Origin of the sequence: Streptomyces sp. LUP47B (assembly GCF_001746295.1) — a bacterium.
In the GTDB taxonomy this organism is placed as follows: Bacteria; Actinomycetota; Actinomycetes; order Streptomycetales; family Streptomycetaceae; genus Streptomyces.
Genome location: NZ_MJAH01000003.1, coordinates 49,592 through 61,979, shown reverse-complemented (window position 1 = coordinate 61,979; position 12,388 = coordinate 49,592). Strand labels below are relative to the sequence as shown.

The 12,388-nt window shown below is 72.0% G+C and carries 13 protein-coding genes, 1 pseudogene and 1 riboswitch; of the genes and pseudogenes, 7 read left to right on the top strand and 7 right to left on the bottom strand.

Annotation, left to right across the window (positions count from 1 at the left end; all coding sequences use genetic code 11):
• Positions 1 to 106: 106 nt before the first annotated feature.
• The 4 genes from BFN33_RS10830 to BFN33_RS10815 all read right to left on the bottom strand — a co-directional run bounded on the left by BFN33_RS10830 (position 107) and on the right by BFN33_RS10815 (position 3,688).
• Positions 107 to 907 (bottom strand): SDR family NAD(P)-dependent oxidoreductase, encoded by an 801-nt coding sequence (locus tag BFN33_RS10830; RefSeq protein ID WP_069759742.1) that lies wholly within the window; start codon positions 905 to 907, stop codon positions 107 to 109.
• Positions 908 to 964: 57 nt separating this feature from the next.
• On the bottom strand, positions 965 to 1,879 hold the full coding sequence (locus tag BFN33_RS10825) for an SDR family oxidoreductase (protein ID WP_069759741.1): 915 nt from the start codon (positions 1,877 to 1,879) through the stop codon (positions 965 to 967).
• Positions 1,880 to 1,973: 94 nt separating this feature from the next.
• Positions 1,974 to 2,603, bottom strand: a complete 630-nt coding sequence (locus BFN33_RS10820) for an MBL fold metallo-hydrolase (RefSeq protein ID WP_069759740.1) — start codon at positions 2,601 to 2,603, stop codon at positions 1,974 to 1,976.
• The gene (locus tag BFN33_RS10815; RefSeq protein ID WP_069759739.1) at positions 2,603 to 3,688 is read right to left on the bottom strand and encodes an S-(hydroxymethyl)mycothiol dehydrogenase; all 1,086 of its coding nucleotides are present in this window, start codon (positions 3,686 to 3,688) and stop codon (positions 2,603 to 2,605) included. Before BFN33_RS10815 ends, BFN33_RS10820 begins: the two co-directional genes overlap by 1 nt.
• Before the next feature lie 174 nt (positions 3,689 to 3,862).
• On the opposite strand from BFN33_RS10815, the gene BFN33_RS10810 reads away from it, so the two are divergent.
• Positions 3,863 to 5,638 (top strand): MBL fold metallo-hydrolase, encoded by a 1,776-nt coding sequence (locus BFN33_RS10810; protein WP_079140757.1) that lies wholly within the window; start codon positions 3,863 to 3,865, stop codon positions 5,636 to 5,638.
• Positions 5,635 to 6,384, top strand: a complete 750-nt coding sequence (locus tag BFN33_RS10805; protein WP_069759738.1) for a sulfite exporter TauE/SafE family protein — start codon at positions 5,635 to 5,637, stop codon at positions 6,382 to 6,384. The genes BFN33_RS10810 and BFN33_RS10805 overlap by 4 nt, the downstream gene beginning before the upstream one ends.
• A gap of 3 nt (positions 6,385 to 6,387) precedes the next feature.
• On the opposite strand, the gene BFN33_RS10800 is transcribed toward BFN33_RS10805, so the two are convergent.
• On the bottom strand, positions 6,388 to 6,675 hold the full coding sequence (locus BFN33_RS10800) for a metal-sensitive transcriptional regulator (RefSeq protein ID WP_028807630.1): 288 nt from the start codon (positions 6,673 to 6,675) through the stop codon (positions 6,388 to 6,390).
• A gap of 89 nt (positions 6,676 to 6,764) precedes the next feature.
• On the opposite strand from BFN33_RS10800, the pseudogene BFN33_RS49645 reads away from it, so the two are divergent.
• Positions 6,765 to 7,262: pseudogene (locus BFN33_RS49645) on the top strand (YgaP-like transmembrane domain).
• Positions 7,263 to 7,296: 34 nt separating this feature from the next.
• Positions 7,297 to 9,051, top strand: coding sequence for an ABC transporter ATP-binding protein (locus BFN33_RS10795; protein WP_069759737.1), 1,755 nt, complete (start codon positions 7,297 to 7,299; stop codon positions 9,049 to 9,051).
• 71 nt (positions 9,052 to 9,122) lie between these two features.
• Here BFN33_RS10795 and BFN33_RS10790 read toward each other — a convergent pair whose 3' ends face one another.
• Complete coding sequence (locus BFN33_RS10790; RefSeq protein ID WP_069759736.1) at positions 9,123 to 9,419, bottom strand: hypothetical protein; 297 nt, start codon at positions 9,417 to 9,419, stop codon at positions 9,123 to 9,125.
• Positions 9,420 to 9,587: 168 nt separating this feature from the next.
• Here BFN33_RS10790 and BFN33_RS10785 point away from each other — a divergent pair, with 168 nt between their 5' ends.
• Positions 9,588 to 9,953, top strand: a complete 366-nt coding sequence (locus tag BFN33_RS10785) for a nuclear transport factor 2 family protein (RefSeq protein WP_069759735.1) — start codon at positions 9,588 to 9,590, stop codon at positions 9,951 to 9,953.
• Between the two features lie 23 nt (positions 9,954 to 9,976).
• Here BFN33_RS10785 and BFN33_RS10780 read toward each other — a convergent pair whose 3' ends face one another.
• Positions 9,977 to 10,504 carry a MarR family winged helix-turn-helix transcriptional regulator gene (locus tag BFN33_RS10780; protein WP_069759734.1) on the bottom strand — a complete coding sequence of 176 codons (528 nt, stop codon included), beginning with the start codon at positions 10,502 to 10,504 and terminating at the stop codon, positions 9,977 to 9,979.
• Between the two features lie 61 nt (positions 10,505 to 10,565).
• On the opposite strand from BFN33_RS10780, the gene BFN33_RS10775 reads away from it, so the two are divergent.
• Both BFN33_RS10775 and BFN33_RS10770 read left to right on the top strand, forming a co-directional pair.
• Complete coding sequence (locus BFN33_RS10775) at positions 10,566 to 11,405, top strand: hypothetical protein (RefSeq protein WP_069759733.1); 840 nt, start codon at positions 10,566 to 10,568, stop codon at positions 11,403 to 11,405.
• A 26-nt stretch (positions 11,406 to 11,431) separates the two neighbouring features.
• Positions 11,432 to 11,514, top strand: a riboswitch (ZMP/ZTP riboswitch).
• A 22-nt stretch (positions 11,515 to 11,536) separates the two neighbouring features.
• Positions 11,537 to 12,388 (top strand): bifunctional 5,10-methylenetetrahydrofolate dehydrogenase/5,10-methenyltetrahydrofolate cyclohydrolase, encoded by an 852-nt coding sequence (locus tag BFN33_RS10770; RefSeq protein ID WP_069759732.1) that lies wholly within the window; start codon positions 11,537 to 11,539, stop codon positions 12,386 to 12,388.

The following is a 12,388-nucleotide window of genomic DNA, read 5'->3' as shown; positions in this document are numbered from 1 at the left end:
TCCTGTCCCCCTTCATAAGGTCCTGCGATCTCTACCAGCTAGACGGGTGTGCCTGCCCGTTCGTTGTACCGCCAGGCGCGCTGGGACGGAACGGTGACAATGCTCACTACGGAGCGCCCCGGTCCGGATGGACGGCCGCGTGGAATCCGGTGTTGACCGCGGTGAGGCCGCCGTCGACGACCAGCGTGGTGCCGGTGATCCACGCCGCGTCGCGGGAGGCGAGGAAGGCGACGGCTGCCGCGATGTCCTCGGGTTCACCGACCCGGCCGAGGGGATACAGCCGCTGCATCTCGGTGAGCTCGGCCTCGCGCCCCTCCCAGGCGGAGGTGCGGACCGTGCCCGGGACGACCATGTTGACCCGTACCCCGCGGCCCGCCGCGTGCCCGGCGAGGGTGCGGGTCAGGGAGCCGAGGCCCGCCTTGGCTGCGCTGTACGCGTGGTTGCCGAAGTCCTGGAGGCCGTTGACGGAGCCGATGTTGACGATCGCACCGCGCCCGGAGGCGACCAGGTACGGCAGCGCGGCGCGCGAGCAGCGGTAGGGACCGCTCAGGGTGATGTCCAGGTCACGCGCCCACTCGTCGTCGGAGTCGTCCTCGAAGAGCGGGGTCTCCGGGGTGCACCGGGCGGCGCAGTTGACCAGGACGTCGAGCGAGCCGAACGCGTCGACGGCGTGGGCGACGGCCGCCTCGACGGCCGATCGGTCCGCCACGTCGCACTCCAGGGCCTGTGCGCGAAGACCCTGATCACGCAGGCGTGCGGCCGTCCTCTCCACGACCGTCCCGTCCCGGTCGGTCAGCAGGACCGCGGCTCCCTCCTCGGCGAGGCGGCGGGCCGCCGCCGCACCGATGCCGCGGGCGGCGCCCGTGACGAGAACTCCGTGTCCTTCGAAGCGGTTGGTGTGCGTCATGGGGCAGAAGGTAGTCCCTCACCACGCGTTTCCTGCCGCCGGTGCATCCCTCTTGATCTAGCGGTAACCCGTCGTGTCGGCCGGCTTGTCCGCGTCCTGGACCTCGACCAGATAGCGCCAGGCGTCGGGGCGGCTGCCGTCGAGGTCCGTGAAGCCGTACGTCCGGGCGAGCGAGCCGCTGTCAAGGGACTCGCCGTTCCAGCGGGCCACGTCGGGGTCGGCTGCCAGCGCGGCGACGGCGCGGCCGACGTAGTGCGGGGTCTCCGAGATGGCGAAATGGGGGACGTTGTCGAGGGCGTCGCGCCAGTTGTCCTCCCGCACCCCGAAGTGGTCGAGCATCATCTCCGAGCGCAGCCAGCCGGGGGTGAGCGCGACGGCGGTGGCGCCGCGCGGGCCGAGTTCGTGGCCGAGGGAGAACGCCATGCGCAGGACGGACGTCTTGGCGAGGTCGTAGAAGAAGGAGACGCGGTAGTTCTCCCGGTTGTAGGCGTCGTTTCCGTCGGTCATCTCGACGACCAGGCCGCCTGGCCGGCGCAGCAGCAGGGGCAGTGCGTGGTGGCTGGTGATCGCGTGGGTGTCGATCGCGAGCCTGAGCAGGCGCAGGCCGTTGTCGAGGTCGTGCTCCCACACCGGGCTGTCCCACGCGAAGAGGTGTTCGCCGCCCCAGATGTCGTTGACGAGGATGTCGAGACGGCCCTGCTCGTCGGCGATCCGGTCGACGAGCGTGCGGACCTGCGCCGGGTCCAGATGGTCGGTGGGTACGGCGACGCCGTGGCCCCCGGCCGCGGTGACGAGGTCGGCGGTGTCCTCGACGGTCTCCGGGCGGTCGTACTCGGAGCGGCGGGCGCGGGTGCTGCGTCCGGTGACGTAGACGGTCGCACCCGCCGTCCCGAGTTCCACGGCGATCCCGCGCCCGGCCCCACGTGTGGCCCCGGCTACCAGCGCGACCTTGCCTTCCAGCGGTTGTGACATGTCCGACCTCTCGTTGTGCCCGATGTCTCTTCGAGCATGACCGGGAAGCCGGACAACCCCTGTCGTGATTTACGGGCGGGTCACCCGGTCGGCGTCAGTGGCCGCGGTCGATCCACTCCTGGAGGTGCGGGGCCTCGGCGCCGATCGTCGTCGGGTCTCCGTGGCCGGTGAGGACCTTCGTCTCGGGTGGCAGGGCCAGCAGGCGGTCGCGGATCGAGTCGATGATCGTCGGGAAGTGGGAATAGGAGCGGCCGGTGGCGCCGGGGCCGCCCTGGAAGAGGGTGTCGCCGGTGAAGACGGTGGCGAGACCCGGGTCGTAGAGGCAGACCGCGCCCGGTGCGTGCCCCGGGGTGTGCAGCACCCGGAGGTCGGCGCCCGCGGCCTCGATGACCTGGCCGTCGCGCAGGTGGGCGTCGGGGTCGCGGTCGGGGTGGGTCTGCTTCCACAGCGGCAGGTCGTCGGGGTGGAGCCAGATCGTGGCGCCGGTGCGGTCGGCGAGGGCCGGCGCGGCGTCGATGTGGTCGTTGTGGGCGTGGGTGCAGACGATCGCCGTCAGCCTGCGGTCGCCCACGGCTTCGGCGATGGCGTCGGCGTCGTGGGCGGCGTCGATGACGATCGCCTCGTGGTCGTCGCCGACGATCCAGACGTTGTTGTCGACGTCCCAGGTGCCGCCGTCGAGGCTGAACTGCCCGGAGGTGACGAGGCGTTCGATGCGGACGGCCATCAGAACACCACCACCGAGCGCAGGACGTCGCCGTGGTGCATGCGCTCGAACGCCTTCTCCACCTCGTCGAGTTGGATGGACTCGGTCACGAACGCCTCCAGGTCCAGGCGACCCTGCAGATGCAGGTCGATCAGCATGGGGAAGTCCCGGGAGGGCAGGCAGTCGCCGTACCAGGACGACTTGAGCGAGCCGCCGCGGCCGAAGACGTCGAGGAGCGGCAGCTCCAGCTTCATCTCGGGGGTGGGCACGCCGACGAGCACGACGGTGCCGGCGAGGTCGCGGGCGTAGAAGGCCTGTTTGTACGTCTCGGGGCGGCCGACCGCCTCGATGACGACGTCGGCGCCGAAGCCGCCGGTCAGTTCGCGGATCGCCTCGACCGGGTCCGTGTCCTTGGAGTTGACGGTGTGGGTGGCGCCCATCGTGCGGGCCTTCTCCAGCTTGCGGTCGTCGATGTCGACGGCGATGATCTTCGCCGCGCCCGCGAGGTTCGATCCGGCGATCGCCGCGTCACCGACGCCGCCGCAGCCGATGACGGCGACGGTGTCGCCCCGGCCGACCTGCCCGGTGTTGATCGCGGCACCGATGCCGGCCATCACTCCGCAGCCCAGCAGCCCCGCGACCGCCGCCGAGACGGAGGGGTCGACCTTGGTGCACTGTCCCGCGGCGACCAGCGTCTTCTCGGCGAAGGCGCCGATGCCGAGGGCGGGCGAGAGCTCGGTGCCGTCGGTGAGGGTCATCTTCTGCTGCGCGTTGTGGGTGTTGAAGCAGTACCAGGGCCGCCCGCGCCGGCAGGCGCGGCAGTTGCCGCACACGGCACGCCAGTTGAGGATCACGAAGTCGCCGGGCGCGACATCGGTCACCCCCTCGCCGACCGACTCCACCACGCCGGCGGCCTCGTGGCCCAGCAGGAAGGGGAAGTCGTCGTTGATCCCGCCCTGCTTGTAGTGCAGGTCGGTGTGACAGACCCCGCAGGCCTGCACCTGGACGACGGCCTCGCCCGGTCCCGGGTCTGGCACCACGATCGTCTCCACCCGCACCGGCTCGTCCTTGCCGGGTGCGATCACTCCTCGTACCTCCTGCGCCATGGCCCTGACCCCTTCTGTCGCCCGGTGTACGTCCCTCCGACCCTACGCGTGACTGATCAGTAACGGCACCGATCCCGGAGGTGAAAATACCCCCTGGGGTACCTCTGCTACGGTGGACAACATACCCCCGGGGGTAATTGAGTCCGGGGTTGTCGCGAGGAGAGGAGCGCTGTCGTGTACTTCGTCGACACCATCGAGGTGGCCGGTCCGGGCAACCGCGGCTACCTTGCGGGCGGCGCCGGCAGTGCCGTGGTGGTGGATCCGCCGCGGGACGTGGACCGGGTGATCGGGGCAGCCGCCGGGCGCGGGGTCCGGATCACCCACGTCGTCGAGACACACATCCACAACGACTACGTGAGCGGCGGCCTGGAGCTGGCCCGGATCACGGGGGCCGCCTATCTGGTGCCGGCCGGCGCGCGGGTCGCGTTCGAGCGGACGCCGGTCGCCGACGGGGACGTGGCGGAGATCGAGGACGGGCTGGCGCTGCGGGCGCTGGCCACGCCCGGGCACACCCCGCACCACATGGCGTACGTCCTGGAAGCGGCCGGGCGCGCGGTGGCCGTCTTCACCGGCGGCTCGCTGCTGATCGGCACGGTGGGGCGGCCCGACCTCGTGGAGCCGGCACTGACCGGGCGGCTGGCCCGGGCACAGTACGACTCGGCCCATCGGCTGGCGGCGGAGCTGCCGGACGAGACGGCGGTGCTGCCCACGCACGGGTTCGGCAGCTTCTGCGCGGCCACGCAGGCGGCCGGCGGGGCGTCGACGACCATCGGGCGGGAGCGCGGCTCCAACGAGGCTCTGGTCAAGGACGTCGACACGTTCGTCGCCGAGCTGCTCGCGGGGCTGGACGACGTGCCCGCGTACTACGCGCACATGGGGCCGCTCAACGCGCGGGGGCCCGCCGCCGTGGATCTGACCCCGGCCCGCCCGGCGGACGCCGAGGAGATCGCGGCGCGGCTGGCGGCCGGTGAGTGGGTGGTGGATCTGCGGGACCGGCGCGCGTTCGCCGAGGGGCATGTCGCGGGGGCGTTCAACTTCGAGGCGGAGGGGCAGCTCGCCACATATCTGGCCTGGCTTCTCCCGTCGGGCAGGCCCGTGACACTCCTGGCCGCCTCGCCCGCTCAGCTCGCCCACGCCCAGCGGGAACTGGTCCGCGTCGGCATCGACCGGCCCGCCGCCGCGGCGACCGGTTCACCGTCCGAGTGGATACGGGACGGGGAGTCGCCGCGCTCGTTCCCGCGTGGCACGTTCGCCGAGCTGGCCGCCCAGGGTTCCGACGCAGTCGTGGTGCTGGACGTGCGGCGAGACTCGGAGCGGTCGGGCGGTCACATCCGGGGCTCGCTGCACATTCCGTTGCACCGGCTGCGGGACCGGCTGTCGGAGATACCGGACGGCACGGTGTGGGTGCACTGCGCGGGCGGGATGCGGGCGGCGACAGGGGCCTCGATCCTCGACGCGGCGGGACGTGACGTGGTCGCCGTCGACGACGGGTTCGCCTCCGCGGCCGCGGCCGGGCTGCCGATGGCGAGGATCACCGCCGAGGAGGCTCATGAGCGGACGGAGGCGGAGGCCGTACTCCTCGACGTGCGCGAGCACGCGGAGTGGGCGGCGGGGCACGCGCCCGGGGCCGTCCACGCCCCGCTGTCCGAGCTGGTCTGCGGTGGCCGACTGCCCAGGGCCGCGGAGGACCGACCGGTGGTCACGATCTGCCGCTCGGGCAAGCGGTCCCGGGAGGCGGCCGGGCTGCTGGCGGCGCGGGGAGTGGACGCGGTGGACGTCCTGGGCGGGATGCGGGCGTGGGTGGAGGCGGGGCTTGCGGTGATGGAGGGTTCGCCCGGCGCCGACGGCGGCTCGGACGCGCTGATGGTGGCGGCCGGTTCGCCGGGCACGTCCCAGGCACGCTCTTCTGCTCCCGGAGACTCTTCCGACGCCGCCGCCCGCCTCGCGTGAGCGCGCTCGTCCTCGCCCTGCTCGCCGGTGGCCTCACCGGTCTGGCGCTCGGCGCGCTCGGCGGTGGTGGCAGCATGCTCGCCGTGCCCGCGCTGATCTATCTGCTGGGCTTCAGTCCGGCCGCGGCCACCACCGCCGGGCTCGTCGTCGTCACCCTCACCTCCGTGACCGCGCTGGTCACCCACGCCCGCGGAGGCGAGGTGCGCTGGCGTGCGGGCGCCCTGTTCGCTACGGCGGGACTCGTGCCCGCGGCGATCGGCGGGGCGGTGTCCGGGCGGCTGCCGGCAGGCGTGCTCACGAGCGCGTTCGCCGTGGTCGCCGCCCTCGCCGCCGTCCGTATGCTCCGGCCGTCGGCCTCCGTACGGCCGGACGGTGTGCCGGTGCGCACGAGTCGCGTCGCCCGGGCCGGGGCGGGGCTCGGCGCGGTGACCGGTGTCCTGGGCGTGGGCGGCGGGTTTCTCGCCGTACCGGCGCTGGTGAATGTCGTCGGACTGCGCATGCGGGCCGCCGTCGGGACCAGCCTCCTGGTCATCACCGTCAACTCCCTGGCCGCGCTGACGGCCCGCGCGGGCACGAGCGTGGACGTCGACTGGGGTGCGGTCGCCCCGTTCGCGGCGACCGCGGTGCTCGGCGCCTGGGACGGCAGGCGCCTGGCCGCCAAGGTGTCGGCAGGCGCACTGCAGCGGACGTTCGCCGTGGCACTGCTGGCCGTGGCCGCGTTCATGCTGGCGGACGCCGTCCGGTGAACGTCAGGCCAGTGACAGGAACAGCTTCTCCAGCCGGGCCTTCATCTGCTCCGTCGTCTCGCCGTCGACGCGGTTGCCCTCGGGGTCGGTCAGGCACTGCTGCAACCCGGTCGCGATGATCGCGAAGCCGGCCCGGTCGAGGGCGCGGGAGGCCGCGGCGAGCTGGGTGACCACGTCCTCGCAGTCCCGGCCCTCCTCGATCATCTTGATCACTCCGGAGATCTGACCCTGCGCCCGGCGCAGTCGGTTCAGCACGGACTTGAGCTCATCGCCCTCGAACTGAAGCTCCACCATCACTCCTCTACATACCCTTGGGGGTATTTTACCCCCTCGGGTCGCCCCCTCGTCTCACCAGCCTCTCAGGAAGGACCACGCGCGACATGACCCCCACCGCTCTTGACGCCTCTCAGGCGGGCGCCCGATTGGACGAACTGACCGTCCTCGACGTCCGCACCCCGGGCGAGTACGTCTCCGGACATCTGCCCGGCGCGCGAGATCCGCTCCGAGCACGGTATACGGGCCGTCACCCTGACCGGCGGCGCACAGGGCTGGGGCGCGACCGGACAGCGGCTCGACCGGCCGGTCGCGGGCGCCCGTGCCGTCCGGGCCATGGAACGCCAGGTCCGCTTCACTGCGGGCGCCGTCGTCCTGGCCGGGCTGGGGCTCGGACTCCTGCACCCGGCCTGGCAGTTGCTCTGCGCGGGAATCGCGGGCGGCCTGGTCTTCTCGGCACTCACCAACACCTGCGGCACGGCGCCCTGTTGGCGAAACTGCCGCACAACAGGACACGGGACACCGATCTCGACACGACCCTGGCCGCGCTCACACACCGCTGGCCCCCGGCGCAGGAGGTTCCGGAGAGCGCCGACGTAGCCTGAAGTCTCCGCACGCCGTCGGGCCCCGAGGAGCACCGTGAGCATCACCGAGACGGAGACCGGCCCGCCGACCTGGCGGCTGCTCCTCGGATACGTACGACCGCACCGGTGGACCCTGTTGGCGGGTGCCGTGCTCTCGCTGCTGACGGGGGCCACCGGTCTGCTGCTGCCGCTGGTGGCGCGGGAGTTGATCGACGACCTGTCCCACGACCGCACGATCACCGGCGCGTTGTTCGTCATGTCGGGGCTGGTGATCGCCAACGCGGCGATGGGCGGGCTGGGTTCGTACGTGCTGCGGCGGACCGCGGAGTCCGTGGTGCTCGGCGCACGGCGCGCGCTGTCGTCGTATCTGCTGCGACTGCGCATCGCCGCCGTGGACCGCACCGAACCAGGCGACCTGATGGCCCGGATCACCTCGGACACCACCCTGCTGCGCGAGGTCACCACCGACTCGCTCGTGGGCCTGGGCACCGGCGGGCTCACGCTGGTCGCGACCGTCGTGATGATGGGCTTCGTCGATCCGGTGCTGCTGGGCGTCACGCTGGCGGTGATCCTGACCGCGGGCACGGTCCTCGGGGTGATCGTGCCCCGCATCAACCGGGCGAGCCGGCAGGCGCAGGACGCGGTCGGTGTGATGGGCGCCTCGCTGGAACGCATCCTCGGCGCGCTGCGCACGGTCAAGGCGTCCGGCGCCGAGCACCGCGAGGAACGGACGCTGCACGCGGCTGCGGAAGAGTCGTGGCGGCAGAGCGTGCGGGCCGCCAAGTGGTCGGCGGCAGCGGGAAATACGGCCGGGCTCGCGATGCAGATCGCGTTCATCACGGTGCTCGCGGTGGGAGGGGCGCGGGTCGCGACCGGGGCGATCGACGTCGGTACGCTGGTCGCGTTCCTGCTGTACGTCTTCTATCTGATGTCGCCGATCCAGCAGGTCGTCGGGGCGATCACGCAGTACCAGACGGGGGCCGCGGCTCTCGCCCGTATCCAGGAGGCGCTACGGCTGCCCGCCGAACCGGCCGCTCAGCCCGCGCCGTTGCCCACCGACGGGGCGGAGCCGGCTTCCGTGGCCTTCTCGGACGTCCGGTTCCGGTATGCCGACGATCTGCCGTACGTCCACCACGGGGTGACCTTCGAGGTGCCCGCGCGAGGGATGACGGCGTTCGTCGGGCCGTCGGGGGCGGGGAAGACGACGGTGTTCTCATTGATCGAGCGGTTCTACGATCCCGAGGCCGGGGTCGTCACGCTGGACGGACGGGACCTCTCGGAGTGGGATCTTCCGCAACTGCGGTCCGCGATCGGCTACGTGGAGCAGGACGCGCCCGTGCTGTCGGGGTCGCTGCGGGAGAATCTGCTGCTCGGGAATCCGGACGCGGACGAGGACGCGGTCTCGCGCGTGCTGAAGACGACCCGGCTCGACGGTCTGGTGGCCAGGCTGCCCAGGGGGTCGGAGACGCTGGTCGGGCATCGGGGGACCAAGTTGTCGGGCGGGGAGCGGCAGCGGGTGGCGATCGCCCGGGCGTTGTTGCGGCGGCCCCGGCTGTTGCTGCTCGACGAGGCCACGTCCCAGTTGGACGCGGTGAACGAGGCGGCGTTGCGGGACACCGTGGCGGATGTGGCGCGTACGACGACGGTGCTGGTGGTCGCGCATCGGCTGTCCACGGTGACGATGGCGGACCGGATCGTGGTCATGGACGCGGGACGCGTCCGCGCGGTGGGGACGCACCGGGAACTGGTCGCCGGAGATCCGTTGTACGCGGAGCTGGCCGCTACCCAGTTCCTGGCCACCGCCGGTTGAGACGAGTCTCCCGCACAGACTTCGAGGGCCGCCCGGACTACCGGGCGGCCCTCGGTGTCCGTGCGAGGGACTCAGCCCCTGATACCCGGCAGCAGCCCGGTGACGGGGGCGGCGAGGCCGGTGAGTTGGCGCAGTTCGTTCAGCTTCTTGAACTGGTTGAGCGCCGCCAGTTGCTCGGAGGCGCGCGGGATCTCGTCCTGGTGCTCCGCGGGGATGTCGCTCACCGCGAGCGAGTCGAGCACGGCGATCGGGCTGAGCTGCCCGGCGTCCGGGCCGCCCGCGTCGGCCGCGTTCGCGAGGGGGGCGGTGAGGCCGGTGACGCCGACGGCGAGACCGACGGCGGCGACGATACGTCGAGTTGAGATCATGTCTGCAGCAACGCGGGCCGGGTCCCCGCCGACACGGCCGCCCGGCGCCGCTCACCCGTCAGGCGGAGCGCCCGGCTGCGCTTGCCGTGACCGCCGGGGCGGAGGAGTCTCGAAGAAAGAGGCCTGCGGCCCGCTCCTTGTCGGCCGGGGCCTTCGAAGGAGGTCATCATGGGCACCGCGGCACGACCCGGCTTCGACACCGACATCCTGCGCCAGGGCATCGAAGGACACACCCCGGAGACACTTCTGTCTCTGTACGCGGACGACGCGGAGATACGCCTCGTCAACCGGAACGCCACACCCAGCAACCCCAAGGTCCTGCACGGCCGTGACGAGATCGGCCAGATGCTGACCGACGTCTACAGCCGCGACATGACCCACAAACTGGAAGGGTGCGTGGTCCAGGGCGATCGCGCGGCCTACAGCGAGTCCTGCCAGTACGCGGACGGCATGCGCGTCCTGTCGGAGTCGATGGTCACCCTGCGCGACGGCAAGATCTCCGAGCAGATCATCGTCGAGGCATGGGACGAGTAGCAACCGGAGCCGGGAGGGCCCCGTCACATCACTGCTGACCTGGGCCTTCCCGGCTCGTCCGGGGCGGACTCGGCGGCCACGACCAGTTTCCGCAGCAGGTCGGCGAGGGTTCCCCGCTCCGCCGGGGTGAGCACCGAGAGCAGCTCGAGTTCACCCGCCTCCTCCGAGGCGACCTGCTGTTCGAACGCGGCGTGGCCGGCCTCGGTGAGCCGGACCCGCACCCGTCTCCGGTCGTCGTCCTCATGCGTCCGGACGATCAGCCCGGCGTCCTCCAGCGGCGCCAGCCGGGCCGACAGGGCCCCACGGGTCAGTCCGAGGTGATCGGCGAGGAGCGAGGGGCTCCCGGTGTACGGCGGGCCGAGCCGGCGCAGGGTCAGCAGCACCTTGTACTGCCAGTTCCGCAGTCCGTCGGAGTCGAGGGTGTCACGGCGGACCCGGTACGCGTACCGGGCCAGGATGGCAAGCCGCGCGAAGATCGCCTCCTTGACGGGGTCCATCCAGTCGAGTTCCTTCGCCCACACCTCGACGTGCCGGTCGACCGAGTCCCGCATTACCCGCCCCCTGCAATGGTTTTCTTGTGGATGGTTTTTCGTCTGACTACCTTCCCCTGCCATGACGAACACCACGAACACAACCGTAGAACTCGACGAACTCCTCGCGTCCGCACGTGAGTTGTCACTGGCGGGACGGTGGGAGCGGGCACTGCGCCTGCTGGACGCGACGACCTGCGACACCGCCGGGGACCGTGCCCGGCTCGCTCTCGCGGCGGCCGAGGTCGCCCAGCAGAGCGACTGGTTCGGCGGTACGGACCTCACGGCCGGCCGTGTCGAGCAGGCGGAGAAGGAGTCGTCGGGCGCCGACTGGGAGCTGGCCTTCGTCCGGCTGCGGCACACCTACTTCCGGCTGCTGCGCAGCGAGGGCACCTTCCGGCCCGGCCCCGAGGGCAAGGATCCCGAGGCACTCGCCGGCCTCCGGCGCGACGCGCACGACCTGCGCGAGAAGGCCCCGGACGAGGTGCGGCGCGGCTGGGCCTCGATGTACCTGGGGCTGATCGCCGACAATCTCTTCGCGGAGCGTACGGCCGCCCCCGCCCACTACGAGGCAGCGCTGGGCGCCGGTGAGTCGGGCGGTGACGATCTGCTGGTCCGGGAGGCGCTGCGGCACCTCGGCGATCACGACCACGACGCCGGCGATCACGAGGGCGCCCTGGATCGCTGGCGGCGGGCCGCCGCCCTGGGTGCTCGGGCCGGGATGGTCCCCGGTGTGCTCAGCCAGCAGCTGCTCCTCGCGGTCCTGGCCCGGGACACGGGTGACGAGGCCGGGGCGACCGCGCTGGCAGGGGAGATCGCCCGCTGGGCCGGGGCGATCGGCGCCGACCCGGTCCACGCCCAGGCGGCCGGCTTCCTCGCGGGGGCCGATCCGACGGCTCCGCCGCGGGAGAGCGGATCGTGACCGCCGTGGCGCGTCGGCTAATCTGAGGTACGGACCGTGACTGGCGCTGAGGTGGAGCACCACCGGGGAGCGGTCCGCACACCCGATGCCGTGCGCCTGGGCGATTCCTTCGATCGGCTCAGGAGTGGATCATGTCTCAGGCACGGCTCATGGAGGGCACCGCGCTCGCCGGGCGCATCCTCGAGGAGACCGCCAAGCGGGCGGCCGACCTCACCGAGCGCACCGGACGGGCACCCTGTCTCGCGACGGTGCTGGTGGGCGAGGATCCCGCCTCCGTCACCTACGTCCGCATGAAGCGCAACCGCTGCCGCAAGGCGGGTATCGAGTCGCGGCACGTGGAGCTGCCCGCGGCCACGACCACCGGCCAACTCGTCGGCACCCTACGGGAGTTGTCGGCCGACCCCACCGTGCACGGCATCCTGCTCCAGCACCCGATGGGCCCGCACATCGACGAGCGGGCGGCGTTCGAAGCGATCGCTCCGCACAAGGACGTCGACGGCGTCACCTTCGCGTCCTTCGCGACGATGAGTTTCGGACTGCCGGGCTTCGTGTCGTGCACACCCGGCGGCATCATGCGGCTGCTCGACGAGTACGACGTCGACCCGGCCGGCAAGCGGGCCGTGGTCGTGGGCCGCAGCGCGATCCTCGGCAAGCCGGCCGGCATGCTGCTGCTCGCCCGGGACGCCACGGTGACCTACTGCCACTCCCGTACGGCGGACCTGTCGGCGGCCGTACGGGAGGCGGACATCGTGGTCGCCGCGGTGGGCCGGCCCCGCCTGATCCGGGGCCAGGACATCAAGCCCGGCGCGGTCGTCGTCGACGCCGGATACAACGCCGGGAACGTCGGTGACGTCGACTTCGACTCCGCGGTGGAGCGGGCCTCGCTGATCACGCCGGTGCCGGGCGGGGTCGGTCCGATGACCATCGCCACGCTGCTGGAGCAGACCGTCGACGCGGCGGTGGCCGCCGCCCGGCAGGGCTAG

Coding starts and splice junctions, on each gene's coding strand:
- BFN33_RS10815 (WP_069759739.1), bottom strand. CDS start 3,688: ATGGCGCAGGAGGTACGAGGAGTGATCGCACCCGGCAAGGACGAGCCG.
- BFN33_RS10825 (WP_069759741.1), bottom strand. CDS start 1,879: ATGTCACAACCGCTGGAAGGCAAGGTCGCGCTGGTAGCCGGGGCCACA.
- BFN33_RS10830 (WP_069759742.1), bottom strand. CDS start 907: ATGACGCACACCAACCGCTTCGAAGGACACGGAGTTCTCGTCACGGGC.
- BFN33_RS10780 (WP_069759734.1), bottom strand. CDS start 10,504: ATGCGGGACTCGGTCGACCGGCACGTCGAGGTGTGGGCGAAGGAACTC.
- BFN33_RS10785 (WP_069759735.1), top strand. CDS start 9,588: ATGGGCACCGCGGCACGACCCGGCTTCGACACCGACATCCTGCGCCAG.
- BFN33_RS10775 (WP_069759733.1), top strand. CDS start 10,566: ATGACGAACACCACGAACACAACCGTAGAACTCGACGAACTCCTCGCG.
- BFN33_RS10790 (WP_069759736.1), bottom strand. CDS start 9,419: ATGATCTCAACTCGACGTATCGTCGCCGCCGTCGGTCTCGCCGTCGGC.
- BFN33_RS10770 (WP_069759732.1), top strand. CDS start 11,537: ATGTCTCAGGCACGGCTCATGGAGGGCACCGCGCTCGCCGGGCGCATC.
- BFN33_RS10820 (WP_069759740.1), bottom strand. CDS start 2,603: ATGGCCGTCCGCATCGAACGCCTCGTCACCTCCGGGCAGTTCAGCCTC.